This window comes from Deinococcus arcticus (assembly GCF_003028415.1).
In the GTDB taxonomy this organism is placed as follows: domain Bacteria; phylum Deinococcota; class Deinococci; order Deinococcales; family Deinococcaceae; genus Deinococcus; species Deinococcus arcticus.
In genome coordinates this window covers 131,153-156,145 of sequence record NZ_PYSV01000006.1, presented here as the reverse complement: position 1 = coordinate 156,145, position 24,993 = coordinate 131,153, and the positions used below count along the sequence as shown (strand labels likewise).

Annotated in this window: 20 protein-coding genes and 1 pseudogene; 10 read left to right on the top strand and 11 right to left on the bottom strand. The window is 70.1% G+C overall.

The window, feature by feature from the left end:
- Positions 1-153: 153 nt before the first annotated feature.
- Genes C8263_RS08105 through C8263_RS08090 form a run of 4 tightly spaced genes read left to right on the top strand, consistent with a single transcriptional unit; the run spans position 154 to position 2,040 of the window.
- Positions 154-657 (top strand): hypothetical protein, encoded by a 504-nt coding sequence (locus C8263_RS08105; protein WP_107137611.1) that lies wholly within the window; start codon positions 154-156, stop codon positions 655-657.
- Positions 657-1,139, top strand: a complete 483-nt coding sequence (locus tag C8263_RS08100; RefSeq protein WP_107137610.1) for a hypothetical protein — start codon at positions 657-659, stop codon at positions 1,137-1,139. The genes C8263_RS08105 and C8263_RS08100 overlap by 1 nt, the downstream gene beginning before the upstream one ends.
- A complete protein-coding gene (locus tag C8263_RS08095; protein ID WP_107137609.1) occupies positions 1,136-1,819 on the top strand; it encodes a hypothetical protein in 684 nt (227 codons plus the stop codon). The genes C8263_RS08100 and C8263_RS08095 overlap by 4 nt, the downstream gene beginning before the upstream one ends.
- Positions 1,820-1,830: 11 nt before the next feature.
- The gene (locus C8263_RS08090; protein WP_332888934.1) at positions 1,831-2,040 is read left to right on the top strand and encodes a helix-turn-helix domain-containing protein; all 210 of its coding nucleotides are present in this window, start codon (positions 1,831-1,833) and stop codon (positions 2,038-2,040) included.
- Here the strand turns inward: C8263_RS08090 and C8263_RS08085 are convergent.
- The 3 genes from C8263_RS08085 to C8263_RS08075 all read right to left on the bottom strand — a co-directional run bounded on the left by C8263_RS08085 (position 2,037) and on the right by C8263_RS08075 (position 3,388).
- Complete coding sequence (locus C8263_RS08085) at positions 2,037-2,525, bottom strand: DoxX family protein (RefSeq protein ID WP_332888933.1); 489 nt, start codon at positions 2,523-2,525, stop codon at positions 2,037-2,039. The two genes, C8263_RS08090 and C8263_RS08085, sit on opposite strands and share 4 nt — an antisense overlap.
- Before the next feature lie 69 nt (positions 2,526-2,594).
- On the bottom strand, positions 2,595-2,819 hold the full coding sequence (locus C8263_RS08080) for a hypothetical protein (RefSeq protein ID WP_107137607.1): 225 nt from the start codon (positions 2,817-2,819) through the stop codon (positions 2,595-2,597).
- Positions 2,820-2,893: 74 nt separating this feature from the next.
- Entirely contained in the window at positions 2,894-3,388 is a 495-nt protein-coding gene (locus C8263_RS08075) for a GNAT family N-acetyltransferase (RefSeq protein WP_107137606.1), read from the bottom strand.
- A gap of 94 nt (positions 3,389-3,482) precedes the next feature.
- On the opposite strand from C8263_RS08075, the gene C8263_RS08070 reads away from it, so the two are divergent.
- Positions 3,483-4,220 (top strand): metallophosphoesterase family protein, encoded by a 738-nt coding sequence (locus C8263_RS08070; RefSeq protein WP_107137680.1) that lies wholly within the window; start codon positions 3,483-3,485, stop codon positions 4,218-4,220.
- Between the two features lie 57 nt (positions 4,221-4,277).
- On the top strand, positions 4,278-5,381 hold the full coding sequence (locus C8263_RS08065; RefSeq protein ID WP_233218720.1) for a hypothetical protein: 1,104 nt from the start codon (positions 4,278-4,280) through the stop codon (positions 5,379-5,381).
- Positions 5,382-5,724: 343 nt separating this feature from the next.
- On the opposite strand, the gene C8263_RS08060 is transcribed toward C8263_RS08065, so the two are convergent.
- The 5 genes and pseudogenes from C8263_RS08060 to C8263_RS08040 form a co-directional block, all read right to left on the bottom strand.
- Positions 5,725-6,411, bottom strand: coding sequence for a Bax inhibitor-1/YccA family protein (locus tag C8263_RS08060; protein ID WP_107137605.1), 687 nt, complete (start codon positions 6,409-6,411; stop codon positions 5,725-5,727).
- Between the two features lie 157 nt (positions 6,412-6,568).
- Positions 6,569-9,397, bottom strand: coding sequence for a malto-oligosyltrehalose synthase (gene treY / locus C8263_RS08055; RefSeq protein ID WP_107137678.1), 2,829 nt, complete (start codon positions 9,395-9,397; stop codon positions 6,569-6,571).
- A gap of 26 nt (positions 9,398-9,423) precedes the next feature.
- The gene (gene treZ, locus C8263_RS08050; protein WP_107137604.1) at positions 9,424-11,262 is read right to left on the bottom strand and encodes a malto-oligosyltrehalose trehalohydrolase; all 1,839 of its coding nucleotides are present in this window, start codon (positions 11,260-11,262) and stop codon (positions 9,424-9,426) included.
- A gap of 299 nt (positions 11,263-11,561) precedes the next feature.
- A pseudogene (rnr, locus tag C8263_RS08045) lies at positions 11,562-15,661 on the bottom strand (ribonuclease R).
- 209 nt (positions 15,662-15,870) lie between these two features.
- Positions 15,871-16,641 (bottom strand): exodeoxyribonuclease III, encoded by a 771-nt coding sequence (locus tag C8263_RS08040; protein WP_107137677.1) that lies wholly within the window; start codon positions 16,639-16,641, stop codon positions 15,871-15,873.
- A gap of 111 nt (positions 16,642-16,752) precedes the next feature.
- On the opposite strand from C8263_RS08040, the gene C8263_RS08035 reads away from it, so the two are divergent.
- Positions 16,753-17,061: a hypothetical protein gene (locus C8263_RS08035; protein ID WP_107137603.1), complete on the top strand. Its 309-nt coding sequence runs from the start codon at positions 16,753-16,755 to the stop codon at positions 17,059-17,061.
- A 55-nt stretch (positions 17,062-17,116) separates the two neighbouring features.
- Here C8263_RS08035 and C8263_RS08030 read toward each other — a convergent pair whose 3' ends face one another.
- Positions 17,117-18,265: an aminotransferase class I/II-fold pyridoxal phosphate-dependent enzyme gene (locus C8263_RS08030; protein ID WP_107137602.1), complete on the bottom strand. Its 1,149-nt coding sequence runs from the start codon at positions 18,263-18,265 to the stop codon at positions 17,117-17,119.
- Positions 18,266-18,365: 100 nt separating this feature from the next.
- Here C8263_RS08030 and gatB point away from each other — a divergent pair, with 100 nt between their 5' ends.
- Together gatB and C8263_RS08020 are read left to right on the top strand one after the other, a co-directional pair.
- Positions 18,366-19,823, top strand: coding sequence for an Asp-tRNA(Asn)/Glu-tRNA(Gln) amidotransferase subunit GatB (gatB, locus tag C8263_RS08025; protein WP_107137676.1), 1,458 nt, complete (start codon positions 18,366-18,368; stop codon positions 19,821-19,823).
- Positions 19,824-19,932: 109 nt separating this feature from the next.
- Positions 19,933-20,574 (top strand): hypothetical protein, encoded by a 642-nt coding sequence (locus C8263_RS08020; protein WP_107137601.1) that lies wholly within the window; start codon positions 19,933-19,935, stop codon positions 20,572-20,574.
- 75 nt (positions 20,575-20,649) lie between these two features.
- Here C8263_RS08020 and C8263_RS08015 read toward each other — a convergent pair whose 3' ends face one another.
- Positions 20,650-22,734 (bottom strand): cation:proton antiporter domain-containing protein, encoded by a 2,085-nt coding sequence (locus tag C8263_RS08015; RefSeq protein ID WP_233218719.1) that lies wholly within the window; start codon positions 22,732-22,734, stop codon positions 20,650-20,652.
- Positions 22,735-22,802: 68 nt separating this feature from the next.
- Here C8263_RS08015 and C8263_RS08010 point away from each other — a divergent pair, with 68 nt between their 5' ends.
- Positions 22,803-23,708 (top strand): TroA family protein, encoded by a 906-nt coding sequence (locus tag C8263_RS08010; RefSeq protein ID WP_107137600.1) that lies wholly within the window; start codon positions 22,803-22,805, stop codon positions 23,706-23,708.
- 283 nt (positions 23,709-23,991) lie between these two features.
- On the opposite strand, the gene C8263_RS08005 is transcribed toward C8263_RS08010, so the two are convergent.
- A complete protein-coding gene (locus tag C8263_RS08005; protein WP_107137599.1) occupies positions 23,992-24,987 on the bottom strand; it encodes an inorganic phosphate transporter in 996 nt (331 codons plus the stop codon).
- Positions 24,988-24,993: the final 6 nt, after the last annotated feature.

Genomic DNA, 24,993 nt, shown 5'->3' with positions numbered 1-24,993 from the left:
CTAACGGGCGTTAGGCCAGGGCGCGGTGTACCCGGCGGGGAACGGACAGAGGCACCCCTGCTTGACGGGGGCAGGGGGGCCAGTCATATTGAAAAACGATAATATCGTTTCTCGATAAGCGGCGTGGCTGGGCCTGCGCCGCAGGGGAGGGCTATGACGGCTGTACCACGTTCATTTGATCGGCTGCTGTGGGTGCTGCATCTGGGGAGCAGTCTGTCGCTGGGGCTGCTGTGGCTGGGGGTGGTCGGGCTCACTCTGGTGCTGGTGACAGCGGGTGGCCGGCTGCCCGGGCCGGCGCTGGGTCTGACCCTGCTGGGGCTGGTGGTGAATCTGTCGGCCTCCGGGCATCTGCGTGTGGCGCTGGCCACCGCGCGCGGCAGCGGCCACCTGCACGGAGAAGTCAGCGAGCGCCTGCGGGCGGCTGGGCAACGGTTCTTGTATGCCGCTCCGATCTGGGGGTTGGCCCTGGTTCTTATGCCGGGAACCCTGAGGCCAGGAAGCACCGCGCAGGCCCGCGGTCACTGGGCAGCCATGCTGGCGCCCGATCAGCTGCTGATGGGCCTGACAGCGCTGGCCCTGCCGCTGCTGCTGCTCGTGCTGGCCGGGTGGCTGGACGAAGGCCGCGTCCTCGTGGACCAGTCACAGGGGGTGGTGTGATGACGCTGGCCGCCGATGTGGCGCCGCTGGCCGCGCGGCGGGCCACCCGCCGGCTGCATCTGCTGTGTCTCGCTGCGGTGCCCCTGCTGGGCGTGGGTACCGCGGTGTGGTGGTGGCTGACCCCTGGCATGGCGCTGCCCACGCGAACCGAGCACCTGGGCTGGGCCAGTCTGTCGGCCGTGGTGCTGGCGTTCATCTGGCGCGCCGCCCAGGCCAGTGGGCAGGGCAGGCTGGATGAGCTGGCCCTGTGGCTGTGGCGGGCCGGGGGGGTACAACTGGCCGGCTGCGCGCTGGAGCTGGCAGTGCAGAGCTTGACCAGTCTGCTGGAACAGCCGTTCAGGCCGCTGTGGTGGCTGGGCACTCTGGGCGTCGGCGCTCTGATGACGCTGCTGGCCAGCCTTCCTGGTCTGGGTCTGCTGTCCCTGTCGGTGGCGGTGCGGCACATTGCCTCGCTGCGCCGGGACGAGGCACTCACTATATGAGCCGCCGGCTCCGTCTGCCCGCGCTGCCGCTGAAAACGGCCCGCACAGTGCTGGACCTGTCACTGGGGCTGCTGGGCCTGGGGCTGGCCCTTACTGGGGTGCTCAGCGTGGCGGGCATGCTCTGGCTCCTGGTGGCCCCGCAGGCCGGCGCCCGGTTCGAGGCCCCGCTGAGCCTGAAGATCAAGATTGGGGACGTGGTTTACCGGACGACCGGCGCCAGTGTGCCCCTCCCGCACGGGCAGGAGGTGCTGGTGGTGGCGGGCATGGCAGCCCTGGCCCTGGCCTCGGCCTGGCTGATCTACCGCCGGGGCTTTGCGCTGCTGCGCCGCCTGCTGTTCGATCCCTTCGCCCTGGCCAACAGCCAGGATCTGGCCCTGGCCAGCCGCGTGGCGCTGCTGTGGCAACTGGCGCTGTGGGCGTGGTCGGTGCTGGGCTGGGGGCAGTTTATGGGCACCGGGCAGTTCAGGGCGCTGGACAACGCCCTGACGGGCATCCCGGGGGCCGAACTGCTGGGCACTGGCGCCCGCCTCGTGATTGGTGGCGGCGTCTGGCCCTCACTGTCCTTCACCTGGCTGCTGGTGGCGGCGGCCCTGGCCGTGCTCTCGGTTGTGTTTCGCCGCGCCCACGACCTGCGCGAGGCCGAGCGGCAGCTGCGCGCCGAGCAGGCCCTGACCGTTTAATGCCGGTTCGTGTGCAGCTTGACCGCGTGCTGGAGGCGCGCGGCATGACCCTGTCGGAACTCTCGGGCCGCGTGGGGATTACGCTGGCCAACCTCAGCATTCTGAAAACGGGCAAGGCGCGGGCGGTGCGCTTTTCCACGCTGGACGCCCTGTGCCGCGCCCTGGACTGCCAGCCCGGCGACCTGCTGGCCTGGGAGGACGGCCCGCCCGAGCCAGATTAAGCCCAATGACGTTCATCCTGCAGGTGAACCGAGCGAAGCGAGTCTCGAAGAAAGGACGTTGTCCCGGGCGTGGCGGCTGTTCGGCGCGTTCCCCAGCAGTCGAACCGTGAGGAGAGATGTCCTTGGCGCCGCCCGGCGCGCCACACGGCCCACATCAGCAGCGGTTGCAGCGGCAGACGGCCCCAGGCCACCGCCGGGCTGACCCCGAAGCGGTCCGGGGCCTGGGCCATAAACACGTTGGCCGGAAAGACCGCCAGGAGCAGCGCCAGCAGGCCCCAGCGGGCGGCCGGGCGCGTGGCGGGGTGCAGCAGGCCCAGGCCGCCCAGCAATTCGGCCGCGCCGCTCAGCAGCGTGGCGCGGCGTGGGCTGATGGGCACCCAGGGCGGCACGATGCGGTCAAAGGGCTTTGGCGCGACAAAATGCAGCACCCCAGCCACCACGAACAGGCCAGCCAGGGCGAGGATGCCGGGGGTGGGGCGCGTCATGGGTTCAGGGTGCCCCACCAGGGGAGGGGGCCAGGGGTTTGCATGCCCTGGCCCCCTTCCCTCTCCTGATCAGCCCTGCTTGGTGGCAGGCACGCTGCGGGCTTCCTCGCGGTCGCGCAGCTCCTTGTGGCTCAGGCCGTTGTCGTTGTTGCGCGGCGCCAGGGCCTCGCGGTCGTTCACGCTTTTCAGCGAGGGCTCGTGGCCGTCCTCAATCTCGTGAACCTCCTGCTCGTTGCGCTCGTACTGCGGCGGCAGGCTGGTGTGGCCCTTGTTCTTGTCGTCCTTGTCTGGCATGGCTTCAGGGTGCCAGGGAAAAGCCAAGAACACCCTGAACCCACGTAAACGGCCGTTCACAGATGAAGCGAGCCTCAAGCCGGGGCGGCGTACACCAGCACGGTGGGCACCCCGCCGTCGGCCTCCCGCCAGGTGCCCTGGGTGCGGCCCAGGCGCCGCCAGCCCTCGCGCTCGTACAGGGTGGTGGCCGGCGCGCTGCGTTCGTTCACCTGCAGCGCCGCGCGGGCGCCCGCCTGCCGCGCCTGGGCCGCCGCGTGGGCCAGCAGGGCGCGCGCGGCCCCCTGACCCTGGGCCGCCGGGGCCACGAACAGCCGTTTGACTTCCAGATGGGGCCCGGGGCCTGGCAGCACGCTTGCCCAGGCGGGCAGCGGCGGGGTCAGGGGCGAGAGCAGCACCTGTCCTGCTGGCTGCCCGCGCCACAGGGTCACCCAGGCGTCGCCGCGCCCGGTTACAAACGCCTCGGGGTCCTCGGGCCACAGCGAGGGGTAGCCCTGCGCCTCATGGACGGCGCGCAGGGCGGCGACCAGCACCGGCAGGTCCGCCGGGGTGCGGGGGCGGATGGTCAGCATGGGGGGTGGCCGCAGCAAGAGCGTGGGGAGGGGCGCATGGACTGCAGTCTAGAGAGGCCGGGTGCCGGCCCTCACGCGCTACCCTGAGGTCCAGATGCGGGTGGCGGTGATCAGTGATACACACGGCAATGCCTTTGCCCTGGACGCCGTGCTGCGCAGGGTCCGGCCGGCAGCGCCCGACCTGATCGTGAATCTGGGCGATCAGGCTGAGGGCAGCGCCGACCCGGCCCGCGCGCTGGCCCTGCAGGCCGAACTGGCCGCAGGTGGCGCCCTGGAGGTGCGCGGCAACAACGAGGAAAAGCTGTGGCCGGGGGGCCGGCGTGGTGCGCTCACCCGCGCGTACGGCGCGTGGCTGGAGGCCCATATGCCGCCAGGGGCGCTGGCCCGGATTGCGGCTCTGCCTCTGGAGGCCCGCAGCGGCGACCTGTACGCCTGCCACGGCACCCCCCAGAGCGCCTGGGAGAGCCTGCTATGGGCGTGGGACCCGGCGGGCTTCTACCGCGCCCGCGAACCGGGGGAGTTGCGTGCGCTGGTTGAGCCGCTGGGCGCCGGGGTGGTGCTGTGCGGCCACACCCACCGCGCCGGGGCCACGCGGGTGGGCGACACGCTGGTGGTCAACGCGGGGTCGGTCAGCGATCAGGTGGACGGCGATCCCCGCGCCCGCTGGACGGAGCTGAACCGGGTAGGGGGCCAGTGGAGCGTCACCTTCCATGCGGTGGCCTACGACATAGAAGCGGCGGTGGCGTGGTCGTGCGCCCACACCCCGTTTGGCCCGGGCGAGGCGAGGCTCCTGCGCACCGGCACCATGGAGGGGCGCAGCGACGAGGGCTGAGCGAAGCGGACGCGGCCCAGTGCGCCGGGCGCCCGCATGCCGGGGTACGCTGCGGCCATGCGAAAGCGGCATCTGACGGCGGCGGCACTTCTGACAGTAGGCTGGGCCGGGGCGCAGGCTCCTGGCAGCTGCGGCGGCACGAACGAGTGGCCCGAGTGGTTGCCCAGGGCCACCCAGGGCGCGGCGCTGTTTCGCGGCATGATTGGCGGCCTGCCAGTGGCGCTGCGGCTGGCCCCACAGGACGACACCCGTTATTTCTACGAGCGCCGGGGCATTGACCTGGACCTGACAGCGCGCCGCAGCGGTCAGACCCTGATTCTGGAAGAGACGGTGCGCAAGACACGCGCCTCGGAACCCGTCGTGACCGGCTGTTTCCGCCTGAGCCCCACTGCTGCTGGCCTGAAGGGCACCTGGCAGGCTCCAGGCAAGGCCCCCCTGGCCGTGACCCTGAACCGCGTGGACCCGGAAAAGCTGCCCCTGGCGCTGGGCGTCTCACCGGGGCTGCTGTCGCTGCGCACGGGCGACCCCATGGCGTTCCTGAAGGTGAACCGCCCGTGGGTCAAGGCGGCAGACGGCCGCAGCGTGCGCGAACCCGCCTCGGGTGTGGTGTACCCCCGGGTGCCCGGGGGCAGCGCGGCCCTGAACGCGGCTCTGCAGGACCGGCAGCTGGACCACGCCGTGAGCACCCTGGACTGCCGCGCCATGTTGCCGCAGGACCTGCAGAACGACCCCCAGGCGGGCTATGAGGTCCGCACCCAGCTCACCTTTCAGAAGGGACAGCTGCTGAGCCTGCGCGACGACGTGTATTACGACTGCGGCGGCGCCCATCCGGACAGTTTTACCGAGGGCGCCATTCTGGACCGCACGACGGGGAAGGCGGTGGCGCTGCAGGCCCTGTGGCCTCGCCTCACCCCGGCGCGGCAAAAAGAGCTGTACCTGAAGGCCGTGCAGAGCGGCATGGACCGCGAGTGCCTGAATGTGCTGCGCGAAGAGGCCCCCAGCTTCACCGCCCACCTGAGCCCAGCAGGCCTGAACCTCACGCCGTCGGGCCTGCCGCATGTGGTGGCCGCCTGCGCTGAAACTGGCGTCATTCCCTTCGCCACCCTGCGCGCCGAGGCGAATTCAGCGTCGAAGTATTTCAACAGTGTGTACGGGCGGTAGGGGACAGGCCATGAGCCATGGGCTCTGGGCCATGAGGTTCGGGGAGAGAGGGCTTGGGGCTTCTCTGTAGGCCTTTCAGGTTGCTGGCCAAGTTCCCTAGAGGAGCAGAGGTTTTCGTTCAATCCGTGATCGAACTCGGGACACCGCCGATTCAATCTCTCCTTTCCCGGCAACCGTTTTTCCCTCCTCGCTCTGCTCAGGTTGAACAGTGACCAAAACTGTTCAACCCGAATTCGTATCAAGCCCCCAACAGCGGCCTCCTCATGGCTCATGGCCCAGAGCCCAGAGCCAGAAAACACCCCGCGAGCGTCACACTCGCGGGGTGTTTTCTGCTTGTCAGCGCTCAGTCGCGGCTGGCGCCAAACAGTCGCAGGATGAACAGGAACATGTTGATGAAATCCAGGTACAGGGCCAGGGCGCCGTTGATCGCCGCGCGCTCGGCCATCTCGCCCTGCACGCCGCTCAGGGCGAGGTTGCGCAGCATCTGGGTGTCGTAGGCGGTCAGACCCGCGAACAGCAGCACGCCCACGATGGAGATCATCAGGGTCAGCGGGCCACTGGCCACGAACAGGTTCACGATCATGGCCACGAACAGGCCCAGCACGGCGAACATGAAAAACCGGCCCATGGCACTGAGGTCCTTCTTGATCAGGAAGCCGGCCACGCTCATCAGGCCGAAGGTGCCGGCGGTGGTGGCAAAGGCGGCAGTCACAGCGCTGGCGTCGTAAGTCATCAGCAGGCCGGAGAAGGTCAGGCCGGTCAGGGCGGCATAGGCGATGAACAGGGCGCCGGCCACGGCGCTGTTCAGGCGCTGCGCGGCGAGGCTCAGCACAAACACCAGGGCCAGCTGGGCGAACATCAGGGGCCAGCGCAGGTTGTACACCTGCAGGGCCAGCACCTCATTCTGGGCGGTCAGGTACGCCACACCGGCGGTGAGGGCCAGCCCCGCCGCCATCCAGGAATAGGTGCGGGCCATGAACGTGCGGACAAGGTCCGTGGTCCGGGCCGACGTGGTGGGATAGGTCTGCATACACCCCAGGATACGGGCTGCAGGGCGAAAAAGTTTCCCGGATTCGCTCAAGATTCTGAAGGCCCGGCAGGGTGGGGTGCTCTTCCTGCCGCTGTCCCAGGCACACCCACCAGAATGCTTTTCCCCCTCACCCCTTCCCACTCTCTGCCCGCCGCCGTCACCCCTCACTCAGCAGCAGGGCCAGCGGAAAGTCCTCCAGAATCTTGGCCAGCGGGGTCTTGTCGCCGCGCACCCGCAGGCGCTCGCCGGTCAGGGCGTTGCGGTAGGTGCCGGCCGGCAGGGTCAGCTGGCGGTTGCCCCACACGGTGCCCTGGGCCCAGGGCGTGCGCTCGCGGGTCAGGCTCAGGGTCAGGCGGGGGGCCACTGTGATGGCCCGCGCGCGGCCATGTTCGCGCACGAAGCCCAGCACGTGGCGCCCCCCGCCCAGCGCGGCGTAGCTGCCCTGCCGGAACATCGCCGGGTGCTCGGCGCGGGCGCGCAGGGCGGCGCGGGTGACGAGCACCTTCACGTCGCCGGTGTCGTAGCGGGCCAGCAGCCGGGCCGGGTCGGCGCCCACGCCGCCGCGTTCCAAGCGGCCCAGGGTGCGGGCCAGCGCGGCGTAGTCCACGGGGCGGCGGTTGTCCGGGTCCACGAGACTCTGGTTCCAGCCCTCGCTGCCCTGGTAGGTATCTGGCACCCCGGGGGCAGTCAGGCGCACCAGCGTGGCCGACAGGCCGTTCTGCGCGCCGTAGGGGCTGATGCGTTCATGCAGCTCGCGCAGCGAGGCCAGAAAATCGTCGCTGCCCAGCAGGCCACGCACCAGCCGGTCCAGCGCCGCCTCGTAATCGGCGTCGGGGGCGGCCCAGCTCGTGCGCAGCTTGGCTTCACGGGCGGCCTTGAGCATGTAGGCACTCAGGCGCTCAGCAAAACCCTCCAGGTTGCCGCCCAGCGGGTAGGCGCCCAGGGCGTTTTGCAGAAACACGTAGGTGTCCAGCCGGGTGGGGGCCGGGCCCAGCTCCAGTTCGGTTTCCAGGCCGCGAATCAGTGGTGACCAGCGGCTCAGGTACGCGGCCCAGGTCTGGGGCAGTTCGGACAGCACATGGATGCGCGCGCGGGTGTCCTCGCCGCGCTTGGTGTCGTGGGTGCTGCCGCCCAGCATGGCGTGCGGCCAGTGGCGGGCACGCGCCCCGGCCTCGGCGTGAAAGGTGGCCAGCGGCGTGCCGAACAGCGCGGGATCGCCTCCCACCTCGTTCAGCGACACCAGGCGGCCGTAGCGGTAAAAGGCCGTGTCCTCGGCCCCCTTGGCCGTCACCGGGCCCGTCAGCTGCTGGAACTTCAGGGTGAATTCGGCATAGGCGGCGCGCGTGGCCTCGTCGTCGGTATCCAGGGTCAGCACCGCGCGCAGGTATTCGAACACGCTGGGGTCCAGCGCGCCCACCTCGCGCCGGTTGTGGGCAGCCGCGTCGCGCACAGCGTGGTCAATCTTGGCGTCATCGCCGGCCTCGCGCTCGCCGGTTTCGCGCAGGTAGGTGCGGTAGACCGGAAAGGTGGCAATCACCTCGCGGATGGCCTGGCGCAGCGTGCTGAGGGTAAAGTCCCGGGCGCGCAGGTCCGCTTCTGACAGGCGCTCAAGGTGCTCGGCCAGCACATTCACCTCGCCGGGCAGGCTCAGGCGCTGAATCAGCTGCTTGCCCCGGTACAGCTGCTCGCCGTAGCTGGCGCGTTCGCCGGTGAAGCGGCGGTAAATGGCACTCAGGTCCTCCTCGGCCGCCGGGTCCACAAAGGCGCCGCTCAGCTGCGCCAGAAAGTCGTAGCCGGTGGTGCCGTGAACCGCCCAGTTGCGCGGCAGCGCCTCGCCGGGTTCCAGAATCTTCTCGGCCACCACATACAGCGCCTTTTCGCCGCGTGTGGTGATCAGTGGGTCCTGTCCCAGGGCGTGCGCCGCCCCGGCCTGCAGCGCGCGGAAGTAGCCGGCCGGGTCGTACAGGCCGTCGGTGTGGTCCAGCCGCACGCCCTGCAGAACCCCCTCGCGCAGCAGCTCGAACAGCGTGGCGTGGGCCCAGGCGAACACGCGCGGGTCTTCCATGCGCAGCGCGGCAAGGTCGTTGATGTCGAAAAAGCGCCGGTAATTGATCTCCTCGGCTGCCACCTTCCAGAAAGCCAGGCGGTAATTCTGCTCGCCAATCAGCCGGTCCAGGCGCGCGTGGTCGGCGTTGATGGCCGCCACCGTCTCGTCCAGCGCCCGGCGCACGGCCGCGTTGCCGGCCAGCAGAGCCCCCAGGCGCCGGGTCACCACCTGGGCTTCCTGGGCGCGGATCACGCGGTCCTCGTCGGACAGGCCGGGTTCGGTGCTGCGCGGCAGGTGGTCCACCGAGCGGCGAATGCTGGCCAGTTCGCCCAGCGTCTCGGTATCGGCGCCGCGCAGAGCGGCTTGCAGATCGGCCAGCAGCAGCGCCACCGAGCGCGGCGACAGCGGCAGGCGCCGCTCCCAGTAGCGCAGCCAGAACTCACCGCCTTCGTGGGTCAGGGTCAGTTCGCCGCGTTCCAGCACCCGGCCATACTGGTCGCCCAGTACCGGCAGCAGCACCTTGCCCTCCAGGGCGCGCTTGAGCGGATGCCAGGAAATATCGAAGAAATGGGCGTAGCGGCTGGCCTGGCCGTGGCGCAGCACGTCTTCCCAGTAGGGGTTGTGCCCGCCCTGAATCCCCATGTGGTTGGGCACAAAGTCGGCAATCAGGCCCAGGCCCAGTTCCCGGGCGCGGGCCGACAGGCGGCGCAGCCCCGCCAGTCCGCCCAGTTCGGGGTTCACCTGCGCGTGGTCGGTCACGTCATAGCCGTGGGTGGACCCCGGCGTACTGGTCCAGATGGGCGAGAGGTACAGGTCCGTGATGCCCAGCCGTTTCAGGTACGGCAGCACGCGCCGGGCCGCCGCGAAATCAAAGCCGGCGTGCAGTTGCAGGCGGTAGGTGCTGCCGGGCAGGTGGGGCGTGAAGGCAGGTGCGGTCATACCGGCGTTCATGGTGCTGGCTTCCGTCATGCCTGGTCCTGTCGGGCCGGGGCCAGCAGGGCCGCTTCGCCGGGGGCCAGACTGAGCGTGTCCAGGGCCAGCGGCTGGGCCGGGTCCCCCTCGGAGTGCAGCAGCACCCGGGGCGGCAGGGCAAAGGGCAGGCTCAGATGTGCGGCGCGTAGCGGCTGGCCGGTGAGGTTCCACACGAGCGCCCGCTCGCCCTGGTCCGTCTGCCAGCGCACCCACAGGCCTTCGGTCTCGGTGTGGGCGCCGAAGGTGCCGGCCGACAGGGCCCGGCGCGTGCGCACCGCGAGCACCGGGTCGTCCCGGCGCAGGCGCAGCAGCGCGCGGTACAGCGCCAGGGTACGGGCGTGTTCGCCCTGCTCGCGCTCGGCCCAGTTCAGCTTGGCGCTCTCAAAGGTGGCCTCGGCCTGCGGGTCCGGCACGTCCAGGGTGCTGAAGCCCGAGAAGTACGCGAATTCGCGCCGCCGCCCCTCGGTCACCATCTGGCCCAGTTCGCCGTGGTGGTCACTGAAAAAGGGAAAGGGCGTGCTCGCCATCCACTCCTGGCCCTGAAACAGCAGCGGGGTCATGGGCAGCGAGAGCAGCAGGGTGCTGGCTCCCCGGAATTCGGCGGCGGTCACGCCCTCAAAGGCCTGCAGGCGGTCACCCAGCGCGCGGTTGCCAATCTGGTCGTGGTTCTGAATGCAGTACACGAAGCTGGGCGCTTCCAGCCCGTCGGCCGGTTTGCCGCGGTGGTGTTCCTCGCCCGTCACGTGCCAGAACTGCCCCTCGTACAGCCAGCCCCGGGTAAGAATGCGCGCCAGACTCTCGGCGTGGCCCCGGTAACCGCCGTAGTAGCCCTCCTGCTCGCCGGTGATGACCACCCGCGTTTCGTGGTGAAAATCGTCCACCCAGATGCCGTCCAGGCCGTAGTCAGTCACCAGTTCAGGGTGGTTGCGGTGGTCCTCGGCCAGCAGCAGGTGGTGGCCACCCAGGGCGTGGACCTCACGCGCCAGCTCACAGAGGATGTGCTCGGGGCTGTCGTCCTGCATGGAGGCGGTGGCGTCCAGCCGCAGGCCATCGAAGCGGTAGTCGCGCAGCCACATCTGGGCGTTGTCGGTGATCAGGCGGCGCATGTGCGGCTCGGCGTAGTCCAGGCCCTGGCCCCAGGCGGTATGAAAGCGGTCGGTAAAGTACGAGGGACTGTAGGCCGAGAGGTAATTGCCGTCCGGGCCAAAATGGTTGTACACCACGTCCAGAAACACCCCCAGCCCCAGGCCGTGCGCGCGGTCCACAAAGGCCATCAGGTCTTCGGGGCGGCCGTAGGGCGCAAAGGGGGCGTACAGCGCCACCCCGTCGTAGCCCCAGCCGCGCTGGCCCGGAAAGGCCGCCAGCGGCATGAGTTCCACCGCAGTCACGCCCAGGTCACGCAGTTCGGGCAGGCGCTCGGCGGCGGCCTTCAGGGTGCCCTCGGGGGTAAAGGTGCCCACGTGGAGTTCGTAGAACACGCACTCGTCCAGGCGCCGCCCTGGCCAGTCGGGGTACTGCCACACGTAGGCGCCGGGGTCGATCACCTCGGCCTCGCCGTGCACGCCGCCGGGCAGAAAGCGGGCGTAGGGGTCTGGCAGGGTCAGGCCGTCGAGCACAAAGGCGTAGCGCGCGCCGGCGCCCACCGGCACCGTGGCTTCAAAATAGCCGTCCCCCTGCGGCTGCAGCGGCAGGGTCTGACCGTTCACCCGGACCTGCACCTCACGGGCGCGGGTGCTCCACACGCTAAAACGCGTGGCCTGTCCTCCGGGAAGCAGGTGGGCGCCCAGGCGACGGCGCCCCTCGTCTGTATCTGGCCTTAACAAGGTCGTCATGAGCCTTCCTCCCTTGAAGGGTGTTGGGGTTCTGGGGGGAATCTGGCGTGTGGTGGCAGGCGGGCCCTCAGGCCCCTGGCCCTGTCCGCAGCGGGTGCGGGACAATCATGAAGAGTAGACGCCGGCCCGCTCTGGCCTGTGAGAACGCCTTCAAGAAACCGTGGGATTGTCTGACGGCGCCCCGAGCGTGGCATGAAGGCGCCTTGAAGCAGAGGCATCCTGGCCTCACCGCGAATGGGAACCACAGCGCGCCCCTGGCTACTGGGAACCAGGGGCGCGCTGAGAATGGAGCTGAAAGGTTAGCTCTGGCCGGGGGTGCCCCCGCGCCGGCCCCGGCGGCGGCGGCGGCGCTTGGCGTCCTCGGCGCTGGGGGGCGTGCTGGCCTCGGCGGGGGCCGGCGCGGTGCTTTCGCGGGCCTGTTGCTCGCGCCCCGGGCGGGGGCCGCCGGCGGGCCGACCATTCAGGCGCCCGGCGGCCCCCCGGTCATTGCCCCCCCGGGTAAAGCCCCGGGCGCCGCCCCCGCCACGCTCGGGGCGGCCGTTCATGGGGCGGCCGCTGCGGCCCTGGGGCGGCCCACCCTGACCGTCCTCGGGGGGCATGTTCTCCAGGGTCCAGTCCCCGAAGTACATGCGCTGCACGGTGATGTTCACCGGGCGCAGGTGCTCGTTGCGGGGGCGCTCCAGGGTAATCACGCGCCGCGCGCCCCGGCCGCCCATGGGGGCGCCGCCGAAGGTGCGGCCCTGGGGCCGGGCCCCGCCCCCCTGCAGGCGCCCGCGACCGGGGGGCCGGCCCGCGCCCGCCGAGGGCGAGAGGGTGGGGCCCGCCGAGGGGTCGTCCAACGTGAATTTCTTGGGCTCGCTCACCGGCAGCTGCTGCAGTTTCTCGCGCTTTTCCTGCTCGCGGTCTTCGCGGCGGCGGGCGCGGGGTTTGACGGGTGAATCCATATCGGTCTCCTGATGAATGTCGCCGGGGCGGAAGTCCGGGCTCTCGGGGTCCGCCAGGGTGAAATCGGTCTGGCGGGCCATGGGGTTGACGGCGTGAATGGTGACGTGCACAGGGTCGCCCAGGCGGTAGCTGCGGCCCCGGCTGCGGCCCTTGAGCATCTGCGCATCTTCCACAAAGACGTAGTAATCATCGTCCAGGTGCGTGATGTGCAGTTTGCCTTCCACGCCGTTGTCCAGCGCCACAAACAGGCCGCTGGCCACCACGCCAGACACGTTGCCGTGAAAGGACTCGCCGATATGCTCCTGCGCCCACTTGGCCTGGTAGTACTTGGTCAGGTCGCGTTCTGCCTCGGCGGCGGCGCGCTCGCGCTCGGAGGTGTGGTCGCCCATGCCGGGCAACCGGGCCTGCAACTGCGCCACCGCGCGGTTGCCAGCCTTCAGGTCGCCGCTCAGCATGCCCTTGAGCACGCGGTGCACCAGCAGGTCCGGGTAGCGGCGGATGGGCGAGGTGAAATGCAGGTACTCGTCGAACGCCAGCCCGAAGTGCCCCAGGTTTTCCCCGGCGTACTTCGCCTGCTGCATCGACCGCAGCAGCAGCGTGTTCACGATGCCCTCGCGCGGGGTGCCGCGCACCTGCTTGAGGACCGCCTGGTACGCCTGCGGGGTGGAAAGGCCAGCCCCAGCCGCCCAATGGCGCCGCTGACCTCCTGAAAGCGCTGCAGGGTGGGTTCCTCGTGAATGCGGAACAGCGCCGGCAGCTCGCGCTGCAGCAGCTCGTGGGCCACCACCTTGTTGGCCAGCAGCATCAGGTCCTCAATCATGCCGCGCGCGGTTTCCTCGCGGATGGGAATGAGTTCCATGCGGCCGTCCGGGCCCACGTCCACCTTCACCTCGCGCAGCTTGAAGTCCAGCGCACCTTCACGCAGGCGCTTCTGGCGCAGCTTGGTGGTGATTTTCAACAGCAGGTGCAGGTCGCCTTCGAGGTGCCGGGCGTGTTCGGGCAGCGTGGCGGTGGCCTCGCTGTACGCCTGCACCTCGTCGTAGGTCAGGCGCGCCTTGGAGTTGATGACGCTGGGCGCCAGCTGCACCTTCAGAATCTCGCCCTCGGCCGACAGCTCCACCAGGGCGGTCATGGTGAGGCGGTCCTCGTAGGGCACCAGGGAACACACGCCGTTGCTGACGTGCTCGGGCAGCATGGGCAGCACGCGCCCCGGCAGGTACACGCTGGTGGCCCGCGCGTAGGCCTCCAGGTCCAGCGGACTGCCCTCCTGCACGTAGTGGCTCACGTCGGCAATGTGAATGCCCACCACAAAGGTGCCCTCCGGCGTGGGCTGGATATGAATCGCGTCGTCAAAGTCCTTGGCGTCGCGGCCGTCCACGGTAAAGATGTTGAAGCCGCGCAGGTCCAGGCGGCCACTCAGGGCCTCCTCGGGAATCTGGGTGGGAATGGCGCTCGCCTGTTCCTGCACCTCGTCCGGGAAGTCGCCGCGCAGGCCGAACTTCACGATCACGGCTTCGGTCTCGGTCACCGGGTCGTCCTGCTCACCCAGCACGCGGGTAATCTGGCCGAACACCTCGTCCTCGCCGGTGTTTTCCGGCCAGAACAGCTCGGTGACCACGCGGGCGCCGGCCTGCAGATCGTCCAGGCCCTCGGGCAGCAGCAGAATGCGGTGGCGGGCGCGGTGGTCGTCGGGCTTCAGGATGGGGTGGCCGTGGTGGAATTCCAGCGTGCCCACCAGCTGCCGGTAGGCGCGCTGCACAATACGCACCACGCTGGCCCGGGGGTTGCCGTCGCCGCGCTGGCCCCGGCGGGGGCTGCGTCCGCCCCGGTCCTCACGGCTGTCGCCCCGGCCTTCCATGCGCACCAGCACGATGTCGCCGTTCCAGGCTTCCAGGGTCTGCTCGGCGGGAATATAGAAGTCCTCGCCGCCGCTGTCGGGAATCACGAAGCCAAAGCCCGCCGCCGACGCCTGGAAGCGTCCGCGCACAAGGCTCATGGCCTCGGGCAGGCCGTAGGTCTTCTTGCGGGTGCGCACCACCTCGCCGCTGTCCACCAGGGTTTCCAGCAGCTCGGTCAGGTCGCGCCAGTCGCCCAGGCGGTTCATGGTCTGGCGGGTAAAGGTGCGTTCCAGATCGCGCACGTGCACCGGGCGCCCCAGCTTGCGCAGCTGCGCCACCACGATGTCGCGCCCGGGGTGGGCCGCGTCTTCCTGCTCCTGCGGGCTGGGCTGGGGGTCCTGGGCCTGGGCGGGGGCCTGTTCGGCCACCGGCGCGGCGGGGCTCAGCTCTGTTTCCGCGTCCGGCCGCGCTTTGCGGCCACGCCGCTTGCGGGCGGGAGCCACGGGCGCCGCCCCGGCCAGATCAGATTCGACCAGCCCAGACTCAACGGGCTCAGGGCTGGTGGCCGCTGCGGGCGTCTGGGCCACCGCTTCCACGCCGGACAGCACCTCGGGCAGCGGCGCGGCCGAGAGGGCCGCCTTGCGCGGCCGACCGGCGCGTTTGCGGGGCACCTCCAGAATCACGGGATCCGGTTCGGGGGCCTGCAGGGGGGCTGGGACCGGGTTGGTTGGACCCAGGTCGGCGGGCGTGGGGTCGGTTGGGGCCGCAACCGGGGCCACGTCCAGGGCAGGGGGCGCGGCCTTCACCGCCCCGCGCCGACCCCGGCGGGCCGGGACCGGGGGCTGGGCTTCGGCGCTGCTGACCTGAGCCGGCGCGGACACTTCGGGTGGCGTGGCCGCCTCGGAGTCGGCCGGGGCCGCCAGCCGGATCTTCCGGCCCCGTCTGGCCGGCGTGGCCGTCCCGGGCGCGGGGGTATTCAGGGCGGCCGTGTCAGGTGCGGCTGCGCTTTCAGCGGCCTGAACCGTGGTGCCTCCCGGTTCGTGGGGGTCGGCGTCGGTCGCCTGGAGGGCATTCGGCGGCTCATCGGTGCTCTGGGCGCTGCCCAACGGGGTTTCGCTGGGCTGGACCTGGCGGGGCTGCCGGCCTGTCCGCTTCTTGCCCACACCCGCGGTGGGCACCGGCGTTTCGGGTACAGCGGTTTCAATGACAGGGATTTCCGTGCCACTGGCTTCAGGGATGGTGGCTTCGGGCTGGGGCGTTGGCGCCAGGACCGGCCCGGGCTGGGTTGCCTTTTTCCCCCGGCGTGGTGCACGGACCGGGGTGGTTGCGCTGTCCAGCTCCGCTATGGGGGCCGGAACAGGTGAACTACTGTGATCGGGGGAGGGCTGGGCCACGGGGGCGTTCAGCGCGTCGGGCCCGCTGCTCTGGGCTTTTTTCGCGCGGCTGGTGCGGGGTTTGGGGGCGGCTTCGGCCGCTGGCGCGGCCGAAGGGCGCCGCGAACGTGTGGAGGTGGGTGTGGCTGTGCCGGCACTGTCGGTGCCGGGCACCGTTTCCGTTTTTTTCTTCGGCATGTACGTTCCTGGTGAATCAGGACGCGCCCGTGGGGGTGAACTCATGCGCGGCCTCTATGGCCTTCTGCTGCGTGGCGCCGGCGCGCGCAATCCGCCCACGGGAACTGGTGTTGGTCGCTTCCTCGGGTGGCGCCCGGCAGTCCAGCACGACCGGAAAAACCGTGATCGTGGTGGGGGCGCTGTCCTGAACCCGGCAGCGGCTTCAGCATAACACGCCCCGCCTGACGCCACCTTTACGCAGCCCTGGCCCCGCTTCAGCCCGGGCGCACCACCTGTCCACTCAGGGGCGCGTGATCGCTCAGACGGGCGGCGCGGTGCGCCTGCACGCCCTGCACGCTCACCCCGGCGCTCAGCAGATAATCCAGGCGCCAGCCCACATCGTTGGTGTAGGCGTTCCCCCGGTTGCTCCACCATGTGTAAGCGGCCGTTTCGCCCAGGCAGGCGCGGTGGGTGTCGGTCAGGCCACAGGCGAGGTGCCGGGTCATCCACTCGCGCTCCTGGGGCAGAAAACCGCTGTTTTTCTGGTTGGCCCGCCAGTTTTTCAGGTCCACCGCCTGGTGGGCAATGTTGTAGTCGCCGCCAATCACCAGCGGAGTGCCTTCGGCCAGCAGGGCCTCGGCCCAGGCGTGGTAGTCCTCCAGAATGCGCTCCTTGAAGCCCTGACGCTGGGGACCAGAGCTGCCGCTGGGCAGATACACGCTGGCAAAGCGCACGCCGCCCACCACGGCGCTCAGCACGCGGCCCTCGGCGTCCAGTTCGTCGTGGGGCAGGCCCACGCGAATGTCGCTCAGCGCCTCTCTGGCTAGAATGGCCACACCGCTGTAGCCCGCCTTCTGGGCGGGAAACCACGCCCCGGCGTAGCCCAGATCGGCCAGGGCGCCTGGCATGGGGTCGGCGCGCACCTCTTGCAGCAGCAACACGTCCGGCGCCTCGGTGCTTAACCACTCGCGCAGGCCCTTGCGCAGGGCGCTGCGCAGGCCGTTGAGATTCAGGGTGGTGACCTTCAGGGGCGCCGGTTCATTCATGGGCGCCCGCAGCATAAGGGACAGGCCCCGGCGGCCTTCACCGCACCCTGAATTTTCCTTCAGACAAGGTGCAGCCTGAGGGCGGGCGGGGTCTGTTACGCTGCTTTCACCATGGTCGAGATCAAGTTTCGCAACGAGAGCGATGGTCAGGAATTCGAGATGACCCACCCCAAGGCCGCCCGGGTGCTGAGCGACATTCAGATGTGGGCCCAGAGCAACGCCTTTGAACACGTGGTGTTCTGGCGCGACCCCGAGGACGCCCACAAATTCTGGGTGCAGCTGGGCGACGACCGCCTGAATTACTGGATTCACGACAGCACCTTCACCGAGGGCAAGCACGAGACGGTGGAGATGCAGATGGACTACGCCCGGGGCGCCCAGCGCCGCAGCGCGGCCGGGTACGACAAGTTCGACAAGTAGGGCTGTGGGCTGTGGGTTGTAGGAACGGCTTTTCCTACAGCCCACAGCCCACCACCTACACCCCCACCCCTCCCAGTCGCCGCGCGGCCTCCAGCAGCACCTCGGGCGGCTGCACCAGGGCCAGGCGCACGTAGCCCTCACCCTGGGTGCCAAAGGCGGCGCCGGGGCTGAGCGCCACGCCCGTCTGTTCGGCGGCGCGCACCGCAAAGGCCACGCTGTCACGCAGCCCCGGCACCCGGGCCCAGGCGTACATGCTGGCCTGGGGCCACGCCACCGCCCAGCCCTGGTCGCGCAGGGCGGGCACCAGGGCGTCACGCCGGGCCTGAAACACGGCTGCTCCCTGGCGGCCCAGGGCTTCCGGCAGGTCCAGCGCCAGCGCCGCCGCGCGCTGAATGCCCAGATACGGGTGAAAATCCACGCTGCCCTTTACCCGCGCCAGCGCGGCAATGGCCCCGGCGTCCCCGGCGGCAAAGCCGACCCGGAAGCCGCCCATGTGGTGGGTCTTGCTCAGCGAGTGCAGTTCCACCACGCCGTCCAGACCCGCCTGCAGGGCGCTGGGGGCGCGGTAGTCGTCATAGGTCAGCTCGGCGTAAGGGTGGTCGTGGATGAGCAGGGTGCCCCGCTCGCGGCACCACGCGGCCACACGCGGAAAGAACGCGTCGTCCACCACCGCGGAAGTGGGGTTGTTGGGGTAATTCAGCAGCAGGGCGCGCGGGCGCAGCTCCTGCGGCAATGCGTCCAGGTCCGGTAGAAAGCCGGTGTCTTCGCGCAGCGGCAGCGGCGCCACCCTCACGCCCGCCACCGCCGCCGCGCCCAGGTAGGGCGGGTAACCGGGGTCGGGCAGCAGCAGGGTGTCGCCGGGGTCGGTCACGGCCAGCAGCAGGTGGGCCAGCCCTTCCTGCGCCCCGATCAGCGGCAGAACCTCGGTCTGGGGGTCCACAGTCACCCCAAAGCGGCGGCCCAGGTAGCGCGCCGCCGCCTCGCGCAGCGGGGCCGTGTCGCTGAACAGGGGATAACGGTAGGTGCCCGGGTCACGGGTGGCCCCGCGCAGCGCCGAGAGCACGGCTTCGGGCGGTGAGAGGTCGCTGCTGCCAATGCTCAGGTCAACCACCGCGCGCCCGGCGGCCCGCGCGCGTTCCTTGGCGGCGTCCATCAGCGCAAAGACGCTGCCCGGCACCGCCCCTGCTCGTTGAGAGGCCCACATACAGGGCAGGGTAGTGCATGGCCCCCGCCCCCTGGGGTGCCGCGCGCCTGTCTTGGGAGGGCGTGGGGCGCGCTCAGGCAAATGCTCTATGCTCGGCCGCATGGCGTATCAGGCGGTGATTGGGCTGGAAGTGCATCTGCAGCTGAAGACGAGAAGCAAGATCTTCAGCGCCTGCCCGCAGGACTATCACGGCGCGCCGCCCAATACCTTCACGGACCCCTACACCCTGGGGCTGCCCGGCACCCTGCCTGCCCTGAACCGCGAGGCGGTGGAACTCGCCATGATGTTCGGCCTGGGCCTGAACTGCGACGTCTCGGGGCCCACCCAGTTTCACCGCAAGAACTACTTCTACCCCGACGCTCCCAAGAACTTTCAGCTCTCGCAGTACGACCGGCCCATTGCCCGGGACGGCTTTCTGGACGTGACCCTGGAGAGCGGCGAGGTGCGGCGCATCCGCATCAAGCGCGCGCACCTCGAAGATGACGCTGGCAAGCTGACCCACCCCACCTACGCGCCTTATTCCATGCTGGACCTGAACCGTGCCGGCTCCAGCCTGCTGGAAATGGTCACCGAGGCGGACCTGACCGGTCCCGAAGAAGCCCGCGCCTTTCTGGAAAGCGTGCAGGCCATTGCGCAGGCGCTGGGGGTCAGCGACGCCACGCCGGAAGAAGGCAAGATGCGCTGCGACGTGAACCTCAGCCTGCACCGCCCCGGCGAACCCTGGGGCACCAAGGTGGAGGTGAAGAACCTGAACTCCTTCCGCTCGGTGGCGCGCGCCATCGAGTACGAGACCGCCCGGCAGGCGCGGGTGCTCTCGGGCGGCGGGCGCATCACGCAGGACACCATGGGCTGGGACGAGGGCGGGCAGAAAACCTTTGTCATGCGCACCAAGGAGGGCGAGGCCGATTACCGCTATTTCCCCGAGCCCGACCTGCCCCCGCTGGACATCACCCTGGACTGGCTGGCGCAGGTGCGCGCGCGCATGCCTGAACTGCCCGCCCAGAAGCGTGAGCGCTACCTGGCGGCGGGGGTGCGGGCCGGCGACGCCCACACCCTGAGCCACAGCGTGGCCCTCTCGCGCGTGTACGACGAGGCCATGCATGAAGGCCCGGATGGCCAGAAACCAGGTGCCCAGAAACCAGATGCCCAGAAGCTGGCGAACTGGTTGCTGGGCGACGTCTCGGGCCTGCTGGCCGCGCAGGGGCAGACCCTGGATGGCAGCGCCCTGCAGCCCGCCCATCTGGCGGCGCTGGTGACCCTGATTGACGAGGGCACCATCAGCGGGCGGGTGGCCAAGGACCTGCTGCCCGACGTGCTGACCGGCCAGGACCCGCGCGCCCTGGTGCGCACACGCGGCCTGAGCGTGGTGACCGACACGGCCGCCATCGACGCGGCCATTGACGCCGCCCTCCAGGCCGACCCCGCCACCGTGGAGAAGGTCCGCGCGGGCAACGCCAAGGCCATGAACGCCCTGTTCGGCCCGGTCATGAAGGCCACCGGCGGCAAGGCCAAACCCGAAGTGGTGCGCGAACGCCTGCAGGCGAAGCTGGGCCTGTGAAGGGGTTGGAGAAGTCTGAGGGTCGAGGGTCTAAGGGTCTAAGGAGACAGGGCACCAAGCCTCTTAGACCCTTAGTCCCTTTGACCCTGGGACGCCCCGCAGGGGCCCCATGACCGCCCCCCAGTGGCGCACCGCCGCGCTGGCGGCCCTGTGGGCGCTGGTGGCGGCCACCCTGGCGCTGTGTGCCTACAGCCTGTGGTCCGGCTGGCCGCCCTCGGAACTGGGGTGGCTGGGCGCGCTGCGCACGCTGCTCTCGGCGGTGGTGCTGGTGTGGTGGACCCAGGTCTTCGCCCGCTACGCCCAGGCCCTGAAAACCGAAGACGATGACGGGGTGCTGCGCTCCCTGCGCGGCCTGTTTCCCTGGCTGACCGCCCTGCGGCTGGCCCTGTGGCTGATGACGGTGTTTCTGTTCGCGGCGGGCGCGGTGCCCGAGGTTCACCTGGTGGCCCTGACCGCCCTGCTCATGGCCGAACTGGGCTTCATTCTGGCCAAGAACGCGGTGTACGGCACGCTGGCGCGCGTTGCCCCGGCCCCACTGGACCTGGCGGGCCGGGCCGCGCTGCTGTCGTGGCTCAACGCCTCGGCCGCCCTGAGCCTGGCCATTGGCGTGGTGAATGTGGTGCCGGTGGCCGGGCTGACGGAGGCCCGGCCGCTGGCCGACCTGCTGGTGTACGGCCTGCACGCGGCCCTGGATGTCACGGCCGCCCTGCTGGCCCTGGGCGCCGTGCGCCGGGCCCCGAGGGTGGAGTAACCCCCGAGCCCGGCGACACCCCGGGCCTGCTCAGGCTGCGGCGCGGGCTCCCGGGCCCTGCTGGGGCCCGCGCCCCTACTTCGTCCAGCGGTGCTCGTAGCAGTAGGCCCAGGCTTCGCCGGGTTCGGCGCTGCGAATGACCGCGTGGCCCGTGTCCTGCGCGTGGCGGGTGGCGTGCCTGTTCTTGGAGGAATCGCAGCAGCCCACGTGGCCGCAGGTCATGCACACCCGCAGATGCACCCAGGTGTCGCCCTGGGCCACGCAGGCCACGCACACGTCCGCTTCCGGCGTCACGGGGCCTGGGCTGGTCTGCGCGTGGCTGCACTGGGCCTGCTGTTCGGGGGTCAGGACCACGGGCGGGTGCTCGGCCAGCTGCCGGGCCAGTTCCTGGCGCGAGACGCCGGCCGGGGTGAGCAGATCCAGCAGGCCGGCAGCCACCTCGCGCCCCGGCAGCAGAATATGCTGGGCGCCCAGGCCCTGCAGACTCTGGAAGGCGGCGGGGGTGGTGGCGTGCGTGATCACCCGGACCGCCGGGGCCACAGTGCGCAGCACCTGAAGGGCGCGCTCGGTGGTGTCGTGGTCGTCGTCGGCAATGACCACCGCGTGGGCCGCCGCAATATTCAGGTCGCGCAGTGTGGCGGCGCGGGTGTAATCCGCGATCAGCACACTGGCGCCCCGCCGCTGCAGTTCGCTGGCGCCGTCCGGGCTGCGCGTGACCACCGCGTAGGGTTGCCCGGCGCGGCTCAGGGCCCGGGCTGCCAGCCGGGCGTGCACGCCGTACCCCAGAAACACCGTTTGCCCGGCCACGTCCAGGCCGTGGGAGGAGGGGCCCGCTTCACTCTGGCCGGGTTCAGCCCCCGGGCCAGGACCCGCCGGCTGCAGGCGGGCCAGCACAGCGGGGGCCAGACCGGCCAGCGCCGGCGTGAGGGTCATCAGCAGCACCGTGGCGGCAATGAACACCCCGCTCCCCTGCGCGCCCAGCCCGGCGAAACTCAGGCCCAGGGCGGTGCCGGCGGCGGCCAGCACAAACGAGAATTCCCCCACCTGCGCGCCCAGCAGCGCCACCGGCACCGCCACCTGCCAGTCCTCGCCCAGCAGGCGCACGCTCAGGGCTGTGATGACCGTCTTGACCACCACGATCAGGGCGGCGGCGCCCAGCACCAGACCCAGATGCCCGGCCAGAAAGCCCAGGTCGAGCTGCAGGCCCACCGACAGGAAAAAGGCGGCGCTGAACAGAATCTGCAGCGGCAGAATCTCGCCCAGGGCCTGCGCGCCGTACCGGCTCTCGCTGACCAGCAGCCCGGCCAGAAAGGCCCCCAGCGCCAGACTGACCCCGGCGACCGCCGTGAGGCTGGCGGTGCCAAAGCACAGCGCCACCACCGTGAGCAGGAAAATTTCCGGCGAGCAGGTGCGCGCCACCACCTCCATAACGGGCGGCACCAGTCGCCGCGCGGCCAGCAGCACCAGGGCAATGATGCCGGCGGCCTTGAGCAGGGCCAGCCCCATGCCCCAGAGCCCACCCCCCTCTCCGGCCAGCATGGGAATGAGCAGCACCATCACCACCACAGCGAGGTCCTGAAAGATGAGGATGCCCAGGGCCACCTGCCCGGTGCGGGCGCCTGTCTCGCCGCGCTCGCCCAGCAGCTTCATCACGATGGCGGTGCTGGACAGCGCAATCAGGCAGCCGGTGAACACCGCGTTGCTGACCCCCATCCCCAGCGCGAGCCCCGCCCCCAGCGTAACGAGCAGGGTCAGGCCCACCTGCAGGCCCCCGCCCAGAAAAATCAGGCGGGCGATGCGCCCCAGCCGCTCCAGGCTGAATTCGATGCCAATGGTAAACAGCAGCAGCATCACCCCGATTTCCGAGGCGGCGGCAATCAGTTCGGGTTCGTGAATCAGGCCCAGAGCGCCGGGACCCACCAGCACGCCCGCCACCAGAAACCCGATGATCGGCAGCAGCCGCAACCGGAAAGAGACATACGCCGCCAGCGCCGAAACCCCCAGCAGGGCGGTCACTTGCCCCAGGAAGGCCGGGGGGCCGCTGTGGGCCCCGGCCGCGCCGCCGTGGGCCCCGGCCAGGGCACTGCCCATCAGCAGCAGGCCCACCAGCGCTGCGCTGGGCGCTCCCCGGTGCGTTGCCGCTCGCATCTGTCCTGTCATACCGCGCAGCATGGCAGTTTCTGAAGAGGCGTGGCCGCGCGGCCCTGCGGGTGCCCTACCCTGGGGGCATGACCCGGCCTGCCCCCCGCATCGTGAGCCTGCTGCCCAGTGCCACCGACCTGCTGTTCGACCTGGAGCTGGGCGAGCACGTGGTGGGGGTGAGCCATTCCTGCGACCATCCGGGAGCCGCCGGGCGCCCGGTGCTGACCCGCTCGGTGGTGGACCCCCAGGCCCCCCAGGCCGAGATTGACCGGGCGGTGAGCGAGGCCGTGCGCGAAGGGCGCGCGCTGTATCAGGTGGACGGCGCCCTGCTGGATGAATTGAACCCCGATCTGGTGGTGACCCAGGGCGTCTGCGAGGTGTGCGCGGTCACGCCGGGCACCATTGACGCGGCGGTGCGGTATCTGCCGGGCTGCCTGCCCGCCGCCCGGGTGCTGAGCCTGGAAGGCCGGAGTGTGGCGGGCATTCTGGCTGATCTGACGGCCCTGGCGGGCGCCGCTGGCGTGCCCGGGCGCGGCGCCGCCCTGGCCCGGCAGGCCGGGGCCGACTGGCAGGGCATCGTGCCAGTGCCGCACGCCCCACGGGTGCTGACCCTGGAATGGACCGACCCCCCGTTTTACGGCGGCCACTGGGTTCCCGAACAGGTGGAGCGGGCCGGCGGGGTGAATGTGCTGGGCGCGGCCGGCACCGATTCGGGCCGGACCAGCTGGACGCAGGTGGCCGCTCTGGACCCGGACGTGATCGTGGTGATGTGCTGCGGCTACGACCTGGGCGAGAATCTGGCGTTTGCCCGGGCGCTGCGGGCTCCCGGTTCGCCCGCCCGGGGGCTGCGGGCCGTGCAGGCCGGCCAGTTGTGGGCCACGGACGCGGGCGCCCTGTTCAGCCGCCCCGCCCTGGGCGTGGTGCGCGGCGCGGCGGTGCTGGCTGATCTGCTGCGCGGCCACGCGGCCCCAGGCGCCAGTGTGCGCGTGTAGGCGAGGGTTGCCAGGCGGGCAAGCGCGGCCCTGGTGGCGCCACAAAAAAGGGTGCCCGCAGGCACCCTTTCTGGTTTCAGCCTCTGCCTTCAGCGCTATAGGCCCGTATCAGACGAGTTCCAAACAAGGCCGTACCCCATGACGGAATGTTTCCAACCGGAGGGACGCGCAGCGCTGCGGAGCAGCAACAGAGACGGATGTCCGGGAAGTGGACCGCCCCCAGCCGAAGGCGGGGAACATCCCCCTTCTTCCCGGATGTTCCGGATATGGACGGCCGTCCGTCTCAGACCACCAGCAGAATCAGCTTGTGGAGCAGCCAGCCCAGCGCGATACACACCGGAATGGTGAAAATCCACGCCTGCACAATGCGCCCGGCCACCTGCCACTTCACCTTTTTAAAGCCCTTGGTGGTGCCCACGCCCATGATGCTGGTGGAAATGGTGTGGGTGGTGCTCACGGGAATGCCCAGCTGGGTGGCGCCCACAATGATGGCGGCGGCGCTGGCCTCGGCCACGAAGCCGTCCACAGGTTTCAGGTCCACCACCTTGAAGCCCATGGTCTTGATGATGCGCCAGCCGCCCATCGCCGTGCCCAGGCCCATGGCCGCCGCCGCCGACAGAATGATCCAGAGCGGCACGTCCTGAACCTGCGTGCCCAGGTAGGCGCTCAGGGCAAAGGTCATGATGCCCATGGCTTTCTGGGCGTCGTTGCCCCCGTGCGAAAAGGCCATGAACGCCGCCGAGCCAATCTGTAGCCAGCGGAAGGTGCGGGTGACCGTGCGGGGCCGCATCCAGCGCAGCACCAGCCACGACAGCAGCGCCATCAGCAAGATGGGCACCAGAAAGCCCAGCAGGGGGCTGCTGACCAGACCCGTCAGGGTTTTGCGCACGCCCTTGGGAATGATGATGCCCGTACCGCCCGCCGCTATCCCGGCGCCCACGAGGCTGAAGATCAGGGCGTGGCTGGACGAACTGGGCAGGCCCTTCCACCACGTGAAGAGGTTCCAGATGATGGCGCTCAGCAGCGCGGCGCCGGTCAGTTCCAGCGTGGCGTACGCCTGCGGCACGATGTCGGTGGCAATGGTCTTGGCCACCGCCGTGCCGGCCAGCGCGCCCACCACATTCAGAATGGCGGCCATGGCAATGGCCTGGGCGGGGGTCAGCACCTTGGTGGCCACGCTGGTGGCGATGGCGTTGGCGGTGTCGTGAAACCCGTTGATAAAGTCGAACGCCAGTGCCAGTGCCAGAATAATGATCAGGCCAATCAGAGCCGTTTCCATGGATTG